Annotated in this window: 15 protein-coding genes; 5 read left to right on the top strand and 10 right to left on the bottom strand. The window is 67.2% G+C overall.

Annotation, left to right across the window (positions count from 1 at the left end; all coding sequences use genetic code 11):
* Window positions 1-26: 26 nt before the first annotated feature.
* The gene (locus ACIA12_RS24705; protein ID WP_396369444.1) at window positions 27-707 is read left to right on the top strand and encodes a pyrimidine 5'-nucleotidase; all 681 of its coding nucleotides are present in this window, start codon (window positions 27-29) and stop codon (window positions 705-707) included.
* On the opposite strand, the gene ACIA12_RS24700 is transcribed toward ACIA12_RS24705, so the two are convergent.
* The 3 genes from ACIA12_RS24700 to ACIA12_RS24690 are packed head-to-tail and all read right to left on the bottom strand — an operon-like array spanning window position 665 to window position 3769.
* The gene (locus tag ACIA12_RS24700; RefSeq protein ID WP_396369442.1) at window positions 665-1501 is read right to left on the bottom strand and encodes a carbohydrate ABC transporter permease; all 837 of its coding nucleotides are present in this window, start codon (window positions 1499-1501) and stop codon (window positions 665-667) included. The genes ACIA12_RS24705 and ACIA12_RS24700 overlap by 43 nt on opposite strands.
* Entirely contained in the window at window positions 1498-2454 is a 957-nt protein-coding gene (locus ACIA12_RS24695) for a carbohydrate ABC transporter permease (RefSeq protein ID WP_396369441.1), read from the bottom strand. The genes ACIA12_RS24700 and ACIA12_RS24695 overlap by 4 nt, the downstream gene beginning before the upstream one ends.
* A gap of 4 nt (window positions 2455-2458) precedes the next feature.
* Window positions 2459-3769: an ABC transporter substrate-binding protein gene (locus ACIA12_RS24690; RefSeq protein WP_396369440.1), complete on the bottom strand. Its 1311-nt coding sequence runs from the start codon at window positions 3767-3769 to the stop codon at window positions 2459-2461.
* A gap of 180 nt (window positions 3770-3949) precedes the next feature.
* Here ACIA12_RS24690 and ACIA12_RS24685 point away from each other — a divergent pair, with 180 nt between their 5' ends.
* Together ACIA12_RS24685 and ACIA12_RS24680 are read left to right on the top strand one after the other, a co-directional pair.
* Window positions 3950-4648 carry a FadR/GntR family transcriptional regulator gene (locus ACIA12_RS24685; protein WP_396369438.1) on the top strand — a complete coding sequence of 233 codons (699 nt, stop codon included), beginning with the start codon at window positions 3950-3952 and terminating at the stop codon, window positions 4646-4648.
* 77 nt (window positions 4649-4725) lie between these two features.
* On the top strand, window positions 4726-5163 hold the full coding sequence (locus ACIA12_RS24680) for a VOC family protein (RefSeq protein ID WP_396369437.1): 438 nt from the start codon (window positions 4726-4728) through the stop codon (window positions 5161-5163).
* On the opposite strand, the gene ACIA12_RS24675 is transcribed toward ACIA12_RS24680, so the two are convergent.
* On the bottom strand, window positions 5160-6026 hold the full coding sequence (locus tag ACIA12_RS24675; RefSeq protein ID WP_396369435.1) for a DMT family transporter: 867 nt from the start codon (window positions 6024-6026) through the stop codon (window positions 5160-5162). The two genes, ACIA12_RS24680 and ACIA12_RS24675, sit on opposite strands and share 4 nt — an antisense overlap.
* Window positions 6027-6180: 154 nt before the next feature.
* On the opposite strand from ACIA12_RS24675, the gene ACIA12_RS24670 reads away from it, so the two are divergent.
* Together ACIA12_RS24670 and ACIA12_RS24665 are read left to right on the top strand one after the other, a co-directional pair.
* Window positions 6181-8187: a glycosyl hydrolase family 28-related protein gene (locus tag ACIA12_RS24670; RefSeq protein WP_396369434.1), complete on the top strand. Its 2007-nt coding sequence runs from the start codon at window positions 6181-6183 to the stop codon at window positions 8185-8187.
* 313 nt (window positions 8188-8500) lie between these two features.
* The gene (locus ACIA12_RS24665) at window positions 8501-9652 is read left to right on the top strand and encodes a pyridoxal phosphate-dependent aminotransferase (RefSeq protein ID WP_396369433.1); all 1152 of its coding nucleotides are present in this window, start codon (window positions 8501-8503) and stop codon (window positions 9650-9652) included.
* 140 nt (window positions 9653-9792) lie between these two features.
* Here ACIA12_RS24665 and ACIA12_RS24660 read toward each other — a convergent pair whose 3' ends face one another.
* From ACIA12_RS24660 to ACIA12_RS24635, 6 genes are all read right to left on the bottom strand, one after another.
* Entirely contained in the window at window positions 9793-10287 is a 495-nt protein-coding gene (locus ACIA12_RS24660) for a hypothetical protein (RefSeq protein WP_396369431.1), read from the bottom strand.
* Window positions 10288-10790: 503 nt separating this feature from the next.
* Entirely contained in the window at window positions 10791-11144 is a 354-nt protein-coding gene (locus ACIA12_RS24655; protein WP_396369430.1) for an ArsC/Spx/MgsR family protein, read from the bottom strand.
* Complete coding sequence (locus ACIA12_RS24650; RefSeq protein WP_396369428.1) at window positions 11144-11695, bottom strand: hypothetical protein; 552 nt, start codon at window positions 11693-11695, stop codon at window positions 11144-11146. Before ACIA12_RS24650 ends, ACIA12_RS24655 begins: the two co-directional genes overlap by 1 nt.
* 76 nt (window positions 11696-11771) lie before the next feature.
* Window positions 11772-14354 carry an ATP-dependent chaperone ClpB gene (clpB, locus tag ACIA12_RS24645; protein ID WP_396369427.1) on the bottom strand — a complete coding sequence of 861 codons (2583 nt, stop codon included), beginning with the start codon at window positions 14352-14354 and terminating at the stop codon, window positions 11772-11774.
* A gap of 158 nt (window positions 14355-14512) precedes the next feature.
* A complete protein-coding gene (locus ACIA12_RS24640) occupies window positions 14513-15187 on the bottom strand; it encodes a response regulator (protein WP_396369425.1) in 675 nt (224 codons plus the stop codon).
* A complete protein-coding gene (locus tag ACIA12_RS24635) occupies window positions 15184-17088 on the bottom strand; it encodes a sensor histidine kinase (protein WP_396369424.1) in 1905 nt (634 codons plus the stop codon). The genes ACIA12_RS24640 and ACIA12_RS24635 overlap by 4 nt, the downstream gene beginning before the upstream one ends.
* Between the last annotated feature and the right edge of the window lies 1 nt (window position 17089).

Here is a 17089-nt window from a genome sequence, read left to right as displayed (position 1 = left end):
GCCCAGTCTGTCACTACTCTGTTGAGATGTTCGCGGATGTCGACACCTGGGTGCTGGATCTCGACGACACGCTCTACGCACCGGGCAACGGCCTGGCCGAGCAGATGAAGGCGCTGATCCGCCGCCGGCTCAGCGACCACTTCGGTACCGACGACGCCGGTGCCCGCCGGATCCAGGCCGAACTGATCGCCGCGCACGGCACCACCCTGCGCGGCCTGATGATCACCGAGGGACTCGAGGCGGCCGACATCCTGCAGTTCGAGCACCGCATCGACTACTCGGTACTACGCCCTGACCCGCGCCTGGTCGACGCGATCGCGGCGCTGCCCGGGCGCAAGTTCGTGTTCACCAACGGATCGGCGTACCACGCGGAGCAGGCCCTTCCCCGCCTCGGACTCGGCGCGCACTTCGACGGCGTCTTCGACATCCTGGCCGGACAGCTGATCCCGAAGCCGTACCCGGAGAGCTATCGGCTGTTCGTCGAGCAGTTCGCCATCGATCCCACCCGGGCCGCGTTCTTCGACGACCTGGCGGTCAACCTGACGGTGCCGGAGGAGCTAGGGATGGCGACTGTCCACGTCGGCGGCGAGCCCGCACCCGGCACCGCGCCGTACGAGGTGATCGCACCGCGACGGTGGCGGGTGTGGGACTTATCGGCCTTCCTTCACTCCTTGACGGCGCCGGCGGTCAGGCCTTCGACGATGTAGCGACTGGCGAAGGCGAACAGAATCATCGTCGGGATGATCGAGAGCACGGCAGCGGCCGACATCGAGCCCCAGTCGATGTTGTAGCTGCTGATGAAGCCGTTCAGCGCCGCCGGAATCGTCTTGTTGCTGTCACTGTTCATCAGCGTGACCGACAAGAACAGCTCGTTCCAGCAGTTCACGAAGTTGAAGATGTACGACGCCGCGATCCCCGGCGTCATCACCGGCACCAGGACCCGGAAGAGAGCAGACAGCCGCGAGCAGCCGTCCACCATCGCCGCCTCCTCCAGCGAGGCCGGCACGTTCTCGAAGAACCCGCGCAGCATCACCGTGCAGAGCGGGATCGAGACCGCGACGTAGACCAGCACCAGGCCCCACCGGTTGTCGACCAGGTACAGCCTCGTCATCAGGATGTAGAGCGAGCCGAGCGCGATGAAGCCGGGGATCATCTGGGTGACCAGGAAGGCCCCCATCACCGCGCCCTTGGAGACGAACTCGAAGCGCGCGAGCACGTACGCCGCGAGCAGCGAGATCACCGTCGCGAACGCGGCCGCGACGGTCGACACGATCAGGCTGTTGACCAGGAAGACGGCGAAGTTCGACTGGTCGAACAGGCCCTGGTAGTTGGCCAGGGACCAGTCGGAAGGCCAGTATTTCAAGGGATAGGCGAAGATCGTGCCCGGTTCCTTGAAGGACGTCACCAGGATCCAGTACAGCGGGAAGATCGTGATGATCAGGCACAGGCCGAGCCCGGCGAAGCGCGCGATCTTGCCGCCGGTGCTGTAGTCGCGGATCATCGCCTCGCCTTCCTGGGCCGGATCGACAGCAGGTAGAAGATCGCGAACAGCATCAGCACGAAGACCACCATCACGCCCATCGCTGACGCCCGCCCGTAGTCACCCTCCTGGGTCACCTGGATCATGTACGACGTGACGATGTGCGTCTCGTTGGCCGGTCCGCCACCGGTCATCCCGAAGATCAGCTCGGGTGAGTTGAAGATCCAGATCACCCGCAGCAGCACGGTCAGCGCCAGCGTCGTCCGGATCGACGGGATGGTGATGCTGAACAGCGTCCGGACCTTGCCCGCGCCGTCGATCGCCGAGGCCTCGTAGAGTTCCTCGGGCACCGACTGCAGCGCGGCCAGAATCATGATCGCGAAGAACGTCACCCCGTACCAGACATTCGCGACGATCACCGCGACCATCGCGTACTTCGCATCGGCCAGCCACGGCACCGGCGTACTGATCAGGTGCGTCTTCATGAGCAGGTCGTTGACCACCCCGAACTCGCCGTTGAACATCCAGCGGAACAGGATGCCGATCAGGAAGCCCGACACCGCCCACGGGAAGAACACCAGCGCCTGGTACGTACCGCGGAACCGGAACTTGCGCCGCAGCCACAAGGCCATCGCGAAGCCGATCAGGAACTGCGGAACCAGCGAACCGACCACCCACACAACCGAGTTGCGAACCGTCCCGCGGAACATCTCGTCGTGCAGCAGGGTGCTGAAGTTCTTCAGCCCGACCCACGAGGTGTCGGTCAGGTCGTTCAGGTTGTAGTTGCGGAAGGCCATAGAGATGCCGTTGGCCAGCGGGTAGTAGGTGAACATGCCGACGAACCCGATCGCCGGCAGCATGAACAGGAACAAGGTGAGCGCCGTCCGCCCGGTGAACTGGCGTCGCCGGGTGACCGGCCGCCGCGGCACCGGCGCCATCGCGGCGCCGCGGCGTTCCGTGTCGGTCAGAGCCATCGGCTCAGTTCCCCGCCCACTTCTTGGTCCAGTACTCGTCCCAGCTCTTCAGGATCTCGGCCGGCTGGGCCTTGCCGGTGATGAGTTTCTGGACGTCGGCATCCGCCTTGTTGCCCCACTCGGTCGACCACGGCACGCCGCGCGGCTGGGTCACCACCACGTAGGTGTCCGGGGAGGAGTTCATCGCGACGTACGAGGCCCACGGTCCGTCCTTGAAGTACGGGTCGTCAGCCGCGCTCTTCAGGATCGGTACCAGGCTGTTCTCCTTGGAGAACGTCATCGCCGAGTCACCCGAGGTCAGGAACTTCACCAGTTCGACGGCCTCCTTCTTGTGGGTACTTCCCGAGGCGACACCCCAGCCCGCGTTGGCCAGCGGCTGAGCGGCCTTGCCGGTCGGGCCGACCGGCAACGGCGCCGTACCCCACTGGTCCTCCTTGATCGTCTTCGACTCCTTGACCGTCGCGATCACCTCGGGGTCCTGGAGCAGGAAGCCGGTCGTACCGGAGGTGAAGCCCTGCACCATCTCGGGGTAACCCCAGCTCACCGACGACGGCGGCGAGGCGCTCTTGAACAGGTCGACGTACAGGTTGAGCGCGTCGACCGCCTTCGGCGACGAGAAGATCGTCTTGCCGCTGGTCAGCTTGAACGCGTTGTCCTTGTTGAGGTCGTCGATCACGTAGCCGGAGATCACCGCGATCGCGTTGCCGGCCGCGCCGAGGCCGCCGCGGAACGAGTAGCCGTACCGGTTCTTCGACGGATCGTTGATCTTCTTGGCCTGCTCGACCAGCTCGGACCAGCTCTTCGGCGGGCCGCTGAAACCGGCCTGCTGGACCAGATCCTTGCGGTAGAACAGCGACAGGCCGTAGAAGCCGTACGGCACCATGTACGACTTGCCGCCTTGCTCGGTGACCTTGCGGGCGTTCTCGGTCAGCGCGTTCAGACCGTCCCAGCCCTTGAGGTCGGGGGCCATGTCGTAGATCCACTTGTTGGTGGAGAACGGGCCGACCGTGGTGTCGCGGACCTCGAGCACGTCGACGCCCTTGCCGGACTGGAGCATCTGCTGGATCTTCTGGTCCGCGGTGTTGGTCGGCGGTGAGATCAGCTGGACCTTGATGCCGGAGTTCTTCGCCTCGAAGTCGGCGATCAGCTTCTTCAGCAGCGCGGTCCTGGTCGGGTTGGTCAGGCTCTCGACCATCTGCAGCTTGACCTCGCCGCCGCTCTGCGCCTTCTCGGCCGGGCCGGGGCCGCAGGCAGTGGCGGCCGCGACCAGGGCAACGGCGGCGGCCAGCGGTGCGAACATCTGTCGGTAACGCATTGGCACTTCTCCTCAGGGGATGTGGGCCAGGGACGACTTTGCTCTGACATCAGATGAGTTGTAGAACGATCCCAGCACACTACGCAGAATCACGCCGCGACGACAAGGACTTAGCGACGACGTGACCGCAAGTGGTCTGAGGACTTACCCTCTGAGGGTGTTCTCACAGGGGAGGTGCTGATGGCAGCCACGGACAAGGCGCTGGCCGGCCTGCGGCAGATGATCGCGTCCGGGGAGCTCGGGCCGGGCGAGAAGTTCCCGCCGGAGCCGGAGCTCTGCGACCACCTCGGGGTATCGCGCAGCTCCTTGCGTGAGGCAGCCCGCTCGCTGGCGGCGCTGGGCGTGATCGAGTCGCGGCACGGCTCGGGGACCTACGTCTCGGCGCTGGACCCGGCCGAGATCATCAGCCGGTTCTCGTTGTCGGTCGAGCTGATCCCGCTCGAGGGAGTGCTGGAGCTGCTCGAAGTACGGCGGGTGCTCGAAGCGCATGCCACCGCGGCGGCAGCGGCCCGGCAGGATCCGCTGCTGGAGAAGCAACTGGCCGACATCCTCGACCGGCTGGAGGAGACCACGGACGCGGCCGAGATCCAGGCCCTCGACGCGGAGTTCCACGGCGCCATCTGTACTGCGGGCGGCAACCCGACCGTGACCGCGCTGACCGGCGTGATCCGCGGCCGCGGGGGGCACTACCGGATCTTCGAACCCGGCGCGGACTTCGACGCGATCAAGCAGACCAGCGATCGCGGTCACCGCGCGATCCTCGCCGCCATCGCCCACCGCGACCCGGCCGCCGCCGCCACCGCCGCCTCAGCCCACATCGCCCAAACCGAGCTGTGGCTACGCACCCTCCGCCCAGATCCACAGATCTCCCAGATGTAGAGAAGGTCCGGTCGGCTTCGTCCTTGGGGTACAGCAGCGGTCAGGACGGGCCGCTCGACCTCAGAAGGAGCATCACCGTGGCACTTCAGCGCATGGACAACACCGGCATCGTCGTCGACGACCTCGCGGCGGCCGTCGCGTTCTTCACCGAGCTCGGGATGGAGCTGGAAGGCGAGGCGCAGATCGAAGGCCCCTGGGCCGACCAGTGCGTCGGACTCGAAGGTGTCCGCTGCGACATCGCGATGATGAAGACCCCGGACGGCCACAGCCGGCTCGAGCTGGCGAAGTACCTGAGCCCCGCGCCGACCGGCGACGGACCGGGTAAGACGCCGCACAACACGGTGGGCATGCACCGCGTCATGTTCGCCGTCGACGACCTCGACGACACCGTCGCCCGGCTGCGCCCGCACGGCGCCGAGATCGTCGGCGAGACCGCCAACTACCAGGACATCGTCCGGATCTGCTACCTCCGCGGGCCCGACGGCATCTTCGTCGGACTCAGTGAATTCCTCTAAGCAAGGGCGATTGCGACGATGCCGGCCAGTACTACGGCACTGCCGACCAGCCGTCGTTGCGCGCCGGCCTCGCCGAGTACTAGCCAAGCAGCCAGGCCGCTGAGGACGATACTGACCTCCCGCGCCGGGGCCACCAGGCTCACGGGAGCCAGGCGCATCGCGAACAGCACCATCAGGTAGGCAACCGGTGAGAGCGCGCCGACGATCAGTACCTCGCGCCGATTCTCCTTCCACAGCAGGCGAAGCTGGTCTTTGCCGCGGAGCACCTTCGGGGTGAGCATCGCGCTCTGCAGGAGGGAGCCGCCGGCGAAGTAGATGACCGGTGGCACCGCGAGCGTCGTCACGGAGTACGCGTCCCACAGGGTGTACGCCGCGATCAGGGCACCGGTCGCTACGCCGTACGTGACTCCTGCTCGCACAGCAGAGCCCTTGGCCCGCCGGGGGCCACCACTACTGATGGTGAGTACTCCGGTAACGATCAGCGCGGCACCTGCCAGGCCGATCGGCCCCGGGCGCTCGTGGAGCAGCAGTACTGCGAACAGCACTGACAGCAGAGGCCCAGTCCCCCGCGCTACCGGGTAGACGACGGACAAGTCGCCCACGTCGTACCCGCGCTGCAGGACGATCCCGTAGCTCACATGCAGTACTGCGGTGACAGCAGCGGCCAGCAACCAGTTCCAGTGCGGCCTGGCATCCGTGACGAGCAAGGTGATGACGAGCGCCGGAAGCAGGAAGATGGCAGCGACCGTGTAGTAGGCCCAGACGAAGGTCGCCCCGCCGTGGCGGACCCGCTTGGCGGCGAAGTTCCACGCCGCGTGCAGGAGCGCTGCGACCAGTACCAGGGACAGCGCTTGGGCGTTCACCGAGACTCTTCAGGCATCGCTTCGCACTCTACCGACGAGCAGGTCTTGTGCGGAAGTTTCTTCCATCTGTCGAGATCTTGCAGAGAAAGGTCGGTATGCGTAGTGTCCGGGCTCAGTACGGCACCGCCTGTGGGGCGGCCGTGAGTTCGAGGGGATGTCGCCCGTGTCCCAGCTACTCTTCCGCCGCCGGCCGGTCGTGATCGGTACGGTCGTCGGCGCACTACTCGCAGTACCAGGTCTGTCCGCGGCCGCCACTTCCAGTCATCATCCACCGCAACCTGCCCCGCTGGTGACCCGCGCGGGGCTCGACCCGGCGCTGGTCCAGGGCCGGGGGGCCACCGTTCCGTTCGTCGAGCAGGAGGCGGAGAACGCCGTCACCACCGGCGAGAAGCTCGGCCCCGGCCGCGAGGCGTACACCCTGCCCGCCGAGGCGTCGGGGCGTACCGCGGTACGGCTTGATCAGGCCGGTGAGTATGTGGAGTTCACGCTGTCGGAGCCCGCCAATGCGCTGACTTTGCGCTACAGCATCCCGGACACCGCGTCCGGTGGCGGGCTGCGGTCCCCGCTCGACGTACTGGTGAACGGCAAGCGGACCAAGACGATGACGCTGACGTCGGAGTACGCCTGGCTGTACGGCATGTATCCGTTCTCCAACGACCCGAACGTCGATCCGATCCCCGGCTGGTGGAAGCCCGAGCCGGATCCGGTCGCCAAGCCGTTCCGGCCGAACCACTTCTACGACGAGCAACGGCTGCTGCTCGGCAAGACGTACAAGGCCGGCGACAAGGTCCGCTTCCAGCTTCCGGCCGGTGCGCCCGCCGCTTGGACCGTACTGGACGTCGCTGACTTCGAGCTCGTCGCTTCACCGTTGCGGCAGCCTGCTCGGTCCTTGTCGGTAAGGCTTTTCGGCGCCGACCCGACCGGCAAGCGCGATGCGGCGCCGGCGATCGACGCGACCATCGCGGTGGCGAAGAAGCTCGGCTGGACGGTCTTCATCCCGCCGGGCACGTACCAGGTCAACCGGCACATCGTCGTGGACAAGGTCACCGTCACCGGCGCCGGCAACTGGTGGACGATCATCAAGGGCAAGGTGCTGCCGCTCGCGGAGCCCGCGCCGGACAAGTCGGTGCACAGCGCGCCGGGCTTCTACGGCAAGTACGCCGACGCCGGCGGCAGTACGAAGGTGCACCTGTCCGACTTCGCGATCGAGAGCGACGTGCGCGAGCGGATCGACACCGACCAGGTGAACGGCATCGGCGGTGCGATCGGCGGCGGGTCGACGATCCAGAACCTCTACCTGCACCACACCAAGGTGGGGATCTGGCTCGACGGGCCGATGAGCGGGCTGCTGATCCGCAACAACGTCATCACCGACGCGGTCGCGGACGGGATGAACCTGCACCTGGGGGTCTCGAACGTGCGGGCCACCAACAACTTCGTCCGCAACAGCGGTGACGACGGGCTGGCGATGTGGTCGGAGGCGAACGCGGCCGGGCTGGTCAACCACGACAACGTGTACGACCACAACACGGTGCAGACGCCGGTACTGGCCAACAACATCGCCATCTACGGTGGTCGCGACAACGCGGTGACCGACAACCTGGTGGCGGACCCGATTCGCGAGGGCAGCACGTTGCACGCCGGGTCGCGGTTCGGTTCGACGCCGTTCGAGGGGACGCTGTCGTTCGCTCGCAACACGACGGTGCGCGGTGGGCCGCGGGACCTCAACTGGGATCTCGGGCTGGGCGCGATCTGGCTCTACGCGTTGCAGTCGAACATGTCCGGCCGGATCGAGGTCACCGACAGTTCGTTCCTCGACTCGACGTACAACGCCTTCATGTTCGTCGTCGACTGGCCGGTCAAAGACGACTACACCCTGACGAACGTTGCCTTCCGCAACATCAAGGTGGACGGCACCGGGACCAACGTGGTCAACGCCCGGGTCGGCGGCTGGGCCACCTTCGACAACGTCGACGCCCGCAACGTGGGCGCCCCCTTCATCAACAACTGCGGCACCTTCCACTTCACCGGAACGCCGGAATTCGACGTCCGCCTGGGCAGCGGCAACGACGGCAACTGGACAACCGACGCGGGCGCCCCCGGCCACTGCGAAGACCGCCCAGCAGTAGTCCCCCCACCGCCTCCAAGCCCCTGGAACTAGCCCACCCCTCCGGGTGGTGGAGCCCACCTCAGCCCACCACCCGGGGGTAGCCCTCCGACGCCCCTCCGGGTGGTGGAGCCCACCTCAGCCCCACCACCCGGGGGCCCTCCGCCCCCCTTCGGGTGGTGGAGCCCACCTCAGCCCCACCACCCGGGACCGACCGGAAGCAATCCACCCTCCGGGTGGTGGAGGCCACCTCAGCCCCACGACCGTGGGGAAGCTCCGACCGGAGGCGAACGCCTCGCCCCCCTTCATCGGCCGGCGAGGTCGCCGGAGGCGACGAGCCTGCCGCTCGGCGGTTAGGGTCGGAGGCATGCGTGAACATGCTCAGCGGCTGCAAGGGCTTGGTACGACGATTTTTGCGGAGATGTCCGCATTGGCGGTGCGGACCGGGTCGGTCAATCTGGGGCAGGGGTTTCCGGATACCGATGGACCCGATTCGATGCTGGAGGACGCGATCGCGGCCATCAGGGGCGGGGCGAACCAGTACCCGCCGGGGCGCGGCATCCCGGCGTTGCGGCAGGCGATCGTGGATCATCAGCAGCGGTTCTACGGGTTGTCGTACGACCCGGACACGCAGGTACTGGTGACGACCGGCGCCACCGAGGCGATCGCGGCGGCCTTGCTCGCGTACGTGGAGCCGGGTGACGAGGTGATCGCCCTCGAGCCGTACTACGACTCGTACGCCGCCTGCATCGCGATGGCCGGCGGACGTCGCGTACCGGTCACCTTGCGGGCACCCGACTTCCGGCTCGATCTCGACGAACTCCGGGCCGCGGTCACCCCGCGTACCAAGGTGCTGCTGATCAACTCACCGCACAACCCGACCGGCACCGTCCTCGACGACACCGAGCTGAGCGGCATCGCGTCGATCGCGGTCGAGCACGACCTCGTCGTCATCACCGACGAGGTCTACGAGCACCTGATCTTCGACGGACTCCAGCACCGGCCGCTCACGGCGTACGCCGGAATGGCCGACCGCACCATCTCGATCGGCAGCGCGGGCAAGACCTTCTCGGTCACCGGCTGGAAGATCGGCTGGGTCACCGGTACGCCGGCCGTCGTCAGCGCCGTGAACACCGCCAAGCAGTTCCTCACCTACGTCTCCGGCGCTCCGTTCCAGCCGGCCGTTGCCGGAGCCCTTGCCCTCGGCAACGACTACTTCGATCGCCTGCGCGCCACCATGCAGGCCAAACGCGACTTCCTGTGCGACGGTCTGCAGTCCCTCGGCTTCACCGTTCACCGCCCCCAAGGCACCTACTTCGTCACCACCGACATCCGCCCCCTCGGCCACACCGACGGCATCGACTTCTGCCGCATGCTCCCCGAACGCACCGGCGTAGTAGCCATCCCCACCCAAGTCTTCTACGACAGCACCGAAGCCGGCCGCCCCCTGGTCCGCTGGGCCTTCTGCAAAAAACCCGAGGTCCTCGAAGAAGCCCTCTCCCGCCTAACCAAACTCTGATCTGCCCCAACCTGCCCCACCAGCCAACGTGACATCCCACTTGACCGTATGCAAGACTTACATCAGCTCGCCACGGGCTCCTTGGTGAGAAGTGAAGCTGGGATTCCCTCCGGACGGTGGGGCCCAGCTTTCGCGCTTTTCTAGCGGATGGCCACGTGCCGAATCTCAACCGACTCGGAGAGCGTGAGCAACCAGCGCGGCTCGCCCAACTGCGCAGCGGTCACCGCACCCGCCACTGCATCTGGCAGCCAGAGCATGGGTTCCTGAAGCGGCCGGGCAAAGTCGACCGACAAGCCCCGCGAGAGGATGCCCTTGCGTCGGGCGCTGTCGACCAAGCTCCGGTCTCGCTGGTCGTCCGCATTTGTCCGCGATTCGAACCAGGCCTGGGTGACACCCAGAACCTGCAGTTCGCAGAGGAGACACTCGAGGCAGCAGCGTCGGGCGCGCTCCTGCTTCGCCCGGTGGACCGGGGTACCCAGAGCGACTACCGCCGAGATGTTGAACTCGGAGATCGCATGGGCGATCAGATCCCTGCGCTTCGGCGATTCGGTTGCCCAGTGCAACCGGACGAGCCGCTTCTCGCGCAGAGCTCGTAGAGCAAAACGCAGATCGTCCACGTTGATCGGATCGGTCATGACCGACGCGAGAGTGTAGGCACCCGGATGGTCCTTCCGGACGATGATCGACTCGTCGATCCAGGCGGAGAGAGCGGCGGTGGTGGGCGAGTGTTTGCTGAGCATCTGGGGATGATGCAGTGCCTGAGCCGTTGTTGCGGGGAGCCACTCGGTGGGCAGGGTGGGGCAGCCTCGGGGCAGATCATCTGTCCGCCTGGCGGCCCGTTCGCCTTATATGCAAGGCTTAAGCCAGCTCCCTAGGGCTCCTTGTGGAGAAGTGAAGCCAGGATTCCCTCCGGATGAAGGGGCCTGGTGCTCGCGGAGCGAAGACTGGGTCCACCGCTCGGAGGAGTGGACCCAGCCTTTGCGCTATCTGCTCCTTCGATGCGGGCAGACCGGGGCAGGTTCCCAGATGGCGTGGCGCGTAGTCGCCTTGCGTGTAAGGCTTTAGCCAGCTCCCGGGGGCTCCTCGTGGAGAAGTGAAGCTGGGATTCCCTCCGGACGGTGGGGCCCAGCTTTCGCGTTTAGTCGCCTATCAGGCGGGTGAGGGTTTCTGGGTCTCGGGGGATGGCTGTGGTGCCGTCGTCGGTGGTGAGGATGGGGCGTTGGATGAGGATGGGGTTGGCGATCAGGGCCGCGATCCAGTCGGGGCGGTGGGAGTCGTCCATGGGGAGGTCCGCAACTGCGGCGGCGGCTGGTTCGTTCATGCGGGTTATGTGCCAGGGGGCCAGGTTCAGGCGGGTCAGGACCGCTTCCAGTTCTTCGGCGGTGGGTGGGTCGTCCAGGTAGCGGCGGACCGTGCAGGGGATGCCGGCTTCGTCCAGGGCGGTCGTGGCCGCTTGGCATTTGGAGCAGGACGGGTTGATCCAGATTTCCATCAGCGGGGTCCTTGGAACCAGCGTTTGGTGGGTTCTTGGAGCATCAGGTACAGGAGGGTGGCGTGGAGAGCCAGGCCGAGGAGAGACGCCGGTAGGGCGGTGATGCCGCCGGCTATGCCCAGGACGGCGACGACGATCAGCAGGGTGCGGGCCCAGCGGCGGCGTTTGCGGAGGAAGAAGGCCGGGAGCAGGTAGAAGGCGCTGCTGATCAGGACGGCCGCGACCACGACACCCTTGGCCGACGGGTCGCCGGTGAGGGTCTTGGCGATCTCGGAGCCGGCCGAGGTGAGCATGAAGAGGCCGAGCAGGACGCAGAGTACGCCGAGGGCGAGGGAGATCGCCGCCGCGATATTCACCTGCTTCGGCGGCAGCACACCCGGCCCCGGCACCGAGGAGTACGGATTCTGCCCGTACGCCCCGCCATACGGACCAGGACCGGCCCCAGGCTGTCCGCCGTACGGCGTCTGCTGTGGTGTCGGTTGCTGCCCGGACGAGCCGAAGGCACCTTGGTAGGGTCCCGGCCGATCGTCACCGCCGTACTGGTCGCTCACCCCTTGATCCTCGCAGACAGGCACAAGACAACGGCCCAGCACACAGAGTGCTGGGCCGTCGAAACCCTGCCAGAAGTCAGGCGGAGGTTACTTCCAAGGTGTCCTTGGCTTCGCTGAGGCGGACGTGGACTGTGTCGCCGTCTCGGATGGCACCCGACAACAACCCGCGGGCCAGTTCGTCGCCGATGGCGGACTGGACCAGGCGACGCAGAGGCCTGGCGCCGTAGACCGGGTCGTAGCCGGTCAGGGCGAGCCATTCCATCGCGTCCTCGCCGACGTCCAGCGTGATCCGCCGGTCGGACAGGCGCTTCTGCAGGGCGACGATCTGGAGACCGACGATCTTGGTCAGCTCCTCCGAGCCGAGCGCGTCGAACAGCACGATCTCGTCGAGCCGGTTGATGAACTCCGGCTTGAACGCCTGCCGGACCACGTTCATCACCTGGTCGCGCTTGACCGAGTCCTCGATCGACATGTCCGCCAGGTACGCCGAGCCCAGGTTGCTGGTCAGCACCAGGATGACGTTGCGGAAGTCGACCGTCCGGCCCTGGCCGTCGGTCAGCCGGCCGTCGTCGAGCACCTGCAGCAGGATGTCGAAGACCTCGGGATGCGCCTTCTCCACCTCGTCGAGCAGGATCACCGAGTACGGACGCCGCCGGACCGCCTCGGTCAGCTGGCCGCCTTCCTCGTACCCGACATAGCCGGGCGGCGCGCCGACCAGCCGTGACACGCTGTGCTTCTCCCCGTACTCCGACATGTCGATCCGCACCATCGCGCGCTCGTCGTCGAACAGGAAGTCCGCCAGCGCCTTCGCCAGCTCCGTCTTACCCACACCCGTGGGCCCGAGGAACAGGAACGACCCAGTCGGCCGATCCGGGTCGGAGATCCCCGCCCGCGCCCGCCGGACCGCGTCGCTGACGGCCTTGACCGCCTCGCGCTGCCCGATCAGCCGCCGGCCGAGCTCGTCCTCCATCCGGAGCAGCTTGCCGGTCTCGCCCTCGAGCAGCCGGCCGGTCGGGATGCCGGTCCACATCGCGATCACCTCGGCGATCTCGGTCGGGCCGACCTCCTCGTTGACCATCGCGTCCGGCCCGTCGGTGATCTCGGGCTCGGCGCTGGCCGCTTCGAGTTCCTTGGTCAGCTCCGGGATCTCGCCGTACAGAATCCGCGCCGCCGTCTCGAGATCGCCGTCGCGCTGGGCGCGCTCGGCCTGGCCGCGGAGCTCGTCGATCCGCTCCTTGACCTCACCGACCCGGTTCAGCCCGGACTTCTCCTTCTCCCAGCGGGCCTCGAGCGCGCGCAGCTCCTCCTCGCGGTCCGCGAGGTCGGCGCGCAGCCGGGCCAGCCGGTCCTGGGACGAGGCGTCCTCCTCGCGCGACAGCGCGAGCTCCTCCATCTTCAGCCGGTCGACGGTACGCCGCAGCGAGTCGATCTCGACCGGCGACGAGTCGATCTCCATCCGCAGCCGGGAGGCCGCTTCGTCGACCAGGTCGATCGCCTTGTCGGGCAGCTGCCGGCCGGTGATGTACCGGTTGGACAGCGTGGCCGCGGCAACCAGCGCGGAGTCGGAGATGGCGACCTTGTGGTGCGCCTCGTACCGCTCCTTCAGCCCGCGCAGGATCGCGATCGAGTCCTCGACCGACGGCTCGCCGACGAACACCTGCTGGAACCGTCGCTCCAGCGCCGGGTCCTTCTCGATCCGGGTCCGGTACTCGTCCAGCGTGGTGGCGCCGATCATCCGCAGCTCACCCCGCGCCAGCATCGGCTTCAGCATGTTGCCGGCGTCCATCGCGCCCTCGCCGGACGCACCCGCACCGACGACCGTGTGCAGTTCGTCGATGAACGTGATGACCTGGCCGTCCGACTCCTTGATCTCGGTCAGCACGGCCTTCAGCCGCTCCTCGAACTCACCCCGGTACTTCGCTCCGGCGACCATCGCCCCCAGATCCAGGCTGATCAACCGCCGCCCACGCAGCGACTCGGGCACGTCACCCGCGACGATCCGCTGGGCCAGTCCCTCGACCACGGCCGTCTTGCCGACGCCGGGCTCACCGATCAGTACCGGGTTGTTCTTGGTCCGCCGGGACAGCACCTGGACCACGCGCCGGATCTCCGAGTCGCGCCCGATCACCGGGTCGAGCTTGCCGTCGCGAGCCCGCTCGGTCAGGTCGACGCCGTACTTCTCCAGCGTCTTCGTCGTGCCCTCGGCCTCGGGCGAGGTGATCCGCCGATTGCCGCGCATCTGGTCGAAGGCCTGCAGCAGCGCGTCGGGCGTGACGCCCAGCGCGGATTGCGCGACCCCTTCGACGGTGGCCAGCGAGATCAGCAGGTGCTCGGTGGAGACGAACTCGTCCCCCAGCCCCAGCGCCCGCTGCTCGGCCTGGTTGAGCACGTCGCTCGTCTTCGGCGACAGGCTGGGCGCCTGCACGCTGCCACCGCTCGCCTTGGGCAGGCGGCTCATCGCCTCCGCCGTCCGGCGGCGCACTGCGTCCAGGTCACCGCCGGCGGCCTCGAGGAGACCGATCGTGGTCCCCTCCGGCTGCGCGAGCAGCGCCGACAGCAGGTGAATCGGTTCCACGGTCGGGTTGCCTGCCGCAGACGTCTGACGGATCGCGACCGACAGGGTTTCCCGGGCCAGCGTCGTCAACCGCTGAACATCCATCTGGTTCCAGCCTCTCAAGCTCAGTAACAAGTCCTACTGAGAACAACTTATCCAAACTTGAGTCCATTCCACTCAACTCTGAGAAATCCTGGGGACAACTCAGGGATCTCCCGAGGCATCCGCACTCTCGGTGGCGTTCAGACCACGGAACGCGACCGTCAGCGGCCAGCCGTCACCAGACCGGCGTCGTAGGCGAGGATGACGGCTTGGACGCGGTCGCGGAGGCCGGTCTTGGCCAGCATCCGGCTGACGTGGGTCTTGACGGTGTGCTCGGTGAGGTGGAGCTCGGCGGCGATCTCCGCGTTCGAGTTGCCCTTCGCGACCAGTACCAGGACCTCGCGCTCACGAGCGGTCAGTACGTCGAGCTGCGCGGCGACGGACGGGTCGAGGCTGTTGTCGGCGAAGCGGTCGATCAGCCGCCGGGTCACCGGTGGCGCGAGGAGCGCGTCGCCGGCCGCGATCACCCGGACGGCGTTGATCAGCTCGTCGCGGGACGAGCGCTTGAGCAGGAATCCGCTGGCGCCGGCCCGCAGCGCGTCGTACACGTACTCGTCGAGGTCGAAGGTGGTCAGGATCAGCACCCGTGGCGCGTTCACCGTGGCGGCCAGGCGGCGGGTCGCCTCGATCCCGTCCATGACGGGCATCCGGACGTCCATCAGCACGACGCCGAGGTCGAGCACCGCGGCAGCCTTCCGGATCGCGTCCGCCCCGTCGACAGCCTGCGCCACCACCTCGATATCCGGCTGCCCGTCCAGAATCATCGCGATCCCGTCCCGCACCAGATCCTGATCATCGACAACCATCACCTTGATCGGCACGCCCCCGTCGCTCACCGCCCCACCTCCGCACCAACAGCGACGGGGAGCCAGGCTTCGACGGTTGTGCCGGTGCCGGGTGCGGTGCGGATGTCGAGGGTTCCGTGGTGGATGCGGACTCGTTCGCGCATACCGGCAAGCCCGTGCCTGCTGCCCTTGCGCGCCGCCGCGAGGTCGAAGCCGTTCCCGTCATCCGTCACCGTGACAGCGATCCCCTCGGCGCTGACCTTCACCACCACCTTCGCTCCCGTCGCTTCGGCGTGTTTGGCCACATTGGTCAACGCCTCCTGCACCAGCCGGTACGCCGTGAGCTGGTGCCCCACCGGCGGCACATCGGGATCACCGTCCAGCTCCAACTCGACCGCGAGCCGGTCATGCGACACATCCCGTACCAACTGCCTGAGCTCGGCCAGCCCGGGCTGCGGCGCCAACTGCGGATCCGGCACCCCGTCAGCATCCCGCAACGCCGACAGCAATCGGTCCAACTCGCCGAGCGCCCGCCGCCCGGTGTCGCCGATCCGCTGGAACCCTTCCAGCACGTCCCGATCCCCACGCTGCAACAGATCCGGCCCGGTCTCCGCCTGGATCACCATCAGATTGACCGCGTGCGCCACCACGTCATGCAGATCCCGCGCGATGTTCGACCGCTCGGTGAGCACGACCTGCGCCGCGTCCTGCTCCTCGCTCCGCCGCTCCAGCTCGGCCTCGCGCGCGGCGGCCGCCCGGTTCCGCCGATAGAGCCGGGCCAGTACGCCGGCAGCGACCGCCAGCGCCAACGCGGCCGACAGCAAGACCGGCCACTGATGGTCGACCATGCTCTCGTACGGGAAGTTGCGCACCCGATCGAAGTCCCAGGTCAGATACCCGTTCAGCTCCGGGAAGATGAGCTTCATCTGGGAGTAGCGGATCAGCTCGGCGAGCAGCGGCAACGTCCCCAGCACAACCGTTGCTACCGGCAACGACACTGCGATCCGCCGGTTGGCGGCCAACGAGTACAGCGCGATCACCAACGCGCCGACGACGCTCCAGCTGAACGACGTCTGCCAGTACGAGAGCAAGGCGCCGATCGCGAGCACCACCACCGGCACGACCGGCCACTTGCGTCGGAGTACCAGGGTCAGAGCCGAGAACGCGATGGCATAGGTCATCAGACCGGGCGCGCTCCACCACAGACCTTTGACGAGATCCAAGCCGAGATCCAGCAGGATCAGCGACGCTGCCGCCATGGCCAGGACCGCATCGAGAGCGACCGTGGCAGGTACGAAGGCGCGGACATCCTCGAGGCGTTCCCGCGCACTCCTCTCGACCACCACGCGCTTGCGGACGAGCCGGTAGAGCACGCCCAGAACGCACACCGCGAAGAACGCGATCGAGAGCCAGACCGGCCATTCCATCGACAGGATCCGGCTGTAGCCGCTCCGAGCGGAGTCCGAGGCGGAGTCCGGCAGACTGGAGTAGTCGACCGCCCCGTCATAGATGGCCGGGAACAGCCAGTCCGCGACGAATGCCCAGCTGAACTTGGCGGCGACCGGCAGGGCGGTGATCACCGCACCGGCCGCCAGTGCCGTGACAACCCGGCATCGTGAGGCCAACGACCACAGCGCGAGCGCCGTTCCGGCCAGGAGCACGAAGTCGATGTCCCCGACCACCACCGAGCAGAAGGTGCCGATCAGCAGTCCCACCGACGCCAGCACCGGATCCACCCGCCGGACGGCGATCAGCGCGGGAGCGACCGCCATGAACAACTGAACCGCCAGCGACGCGTGCGGCCATCCTCCATGCACCTTGATCAACTGCACCTGCGTGATCGCCAGACCGATGACCGCCAGCGCGATGTCGGACTGGGTACTCGCCAGGAAGGCGCCGAGCCGCCGCACGCCGAGGCGACACGGGCGGGTGGGCAGGGAGGTACCGGTCACC

This window comes from Kribbella sp. NPDC051620, assembly GCF_044453825.1.
Lineage (GTDB): Bacteria > Actinomycetota > Actinomycetes > Propionibacteriales > Kribbellaceae > Kribbella.
Note: the sequence above shows the minus strand (reverse complement) of the source record. Positions and strands in the feature narration are given on the sequence as shown.

Bases quoted from the DNA above. Each gene is read 5' to 3' on its own strand.
- ACIA12_RS24655 (WP_396369430.1), bottom strand. From the start codon at position 11,144: ATGGAAATCTGGATCAACCCGTCCTGCTCCAAATGCCAAGCGGCCACG.
- ACIA12_RS24670 (WP_396369434.1), top strand. From the start codon at position 6,181: ATGTCGCCCGTGTCCCAGCTACTCTTCCGCCGCCGGCCGGTCGTGATC.
- ACIA12_RS24700 (WP_396369442.1), bottom strand. From the start codon at position 1,501: ATGATCCGCGACTACAGCACCGGCGGCAAGATCGCGCGCTTCGCCGGG.
- ACIA12_RS24685 (WP_396369438.1), top strand. From the start codon at position 3,950: ATGGCAGCCACGGACAAGGCGCTGGCCGGCCTGCGGCAGATGATCGCG.
- ACIA12_RS24665 (WP_396369433.1), top strand. From the start codon at position 8,501: ATGCGTGAACATGCTCAGCGGCTGCAAGGGCTTGGTACGACGATTTTT.
- ACIA12_RS24660 (WP_396369431.1), bottom strand. From the start codon at position 10,287: ATGACCGATCCGATCAACGTGGACGATCTGCGTTTTGCTCTACGAGCT.
- ACIA12_RS24690 (WP_396369440.1), bottom strand. From the start codon at position 3,769: ATGCGTTACCGACAGATGTTCGCACCGCTGGCCGCCGCCGTTGCCCTG.
- clpB (WP_396369427.1), bottom strand. From the start codon at position 14,354: ATGGATGTTCAGCGGTTGACGACGCTGGCCCGGGAAACCCTGTCGGTC.
- ACIA12_RS24705 (WP_396369444.1), top strand. From the start codon at position 27: ATGTTCGCGGATGTCGACACCTGGGTGCTGGATCTCGACGACACGCTC.
- ACIA12_RS24695 (WP_396369441.1), bottom strand. From the start codon at position 2,454: ATGGCTCTGACCGACACGGAACGCCGCGGCGCCGCGATGGCGCCGGTG.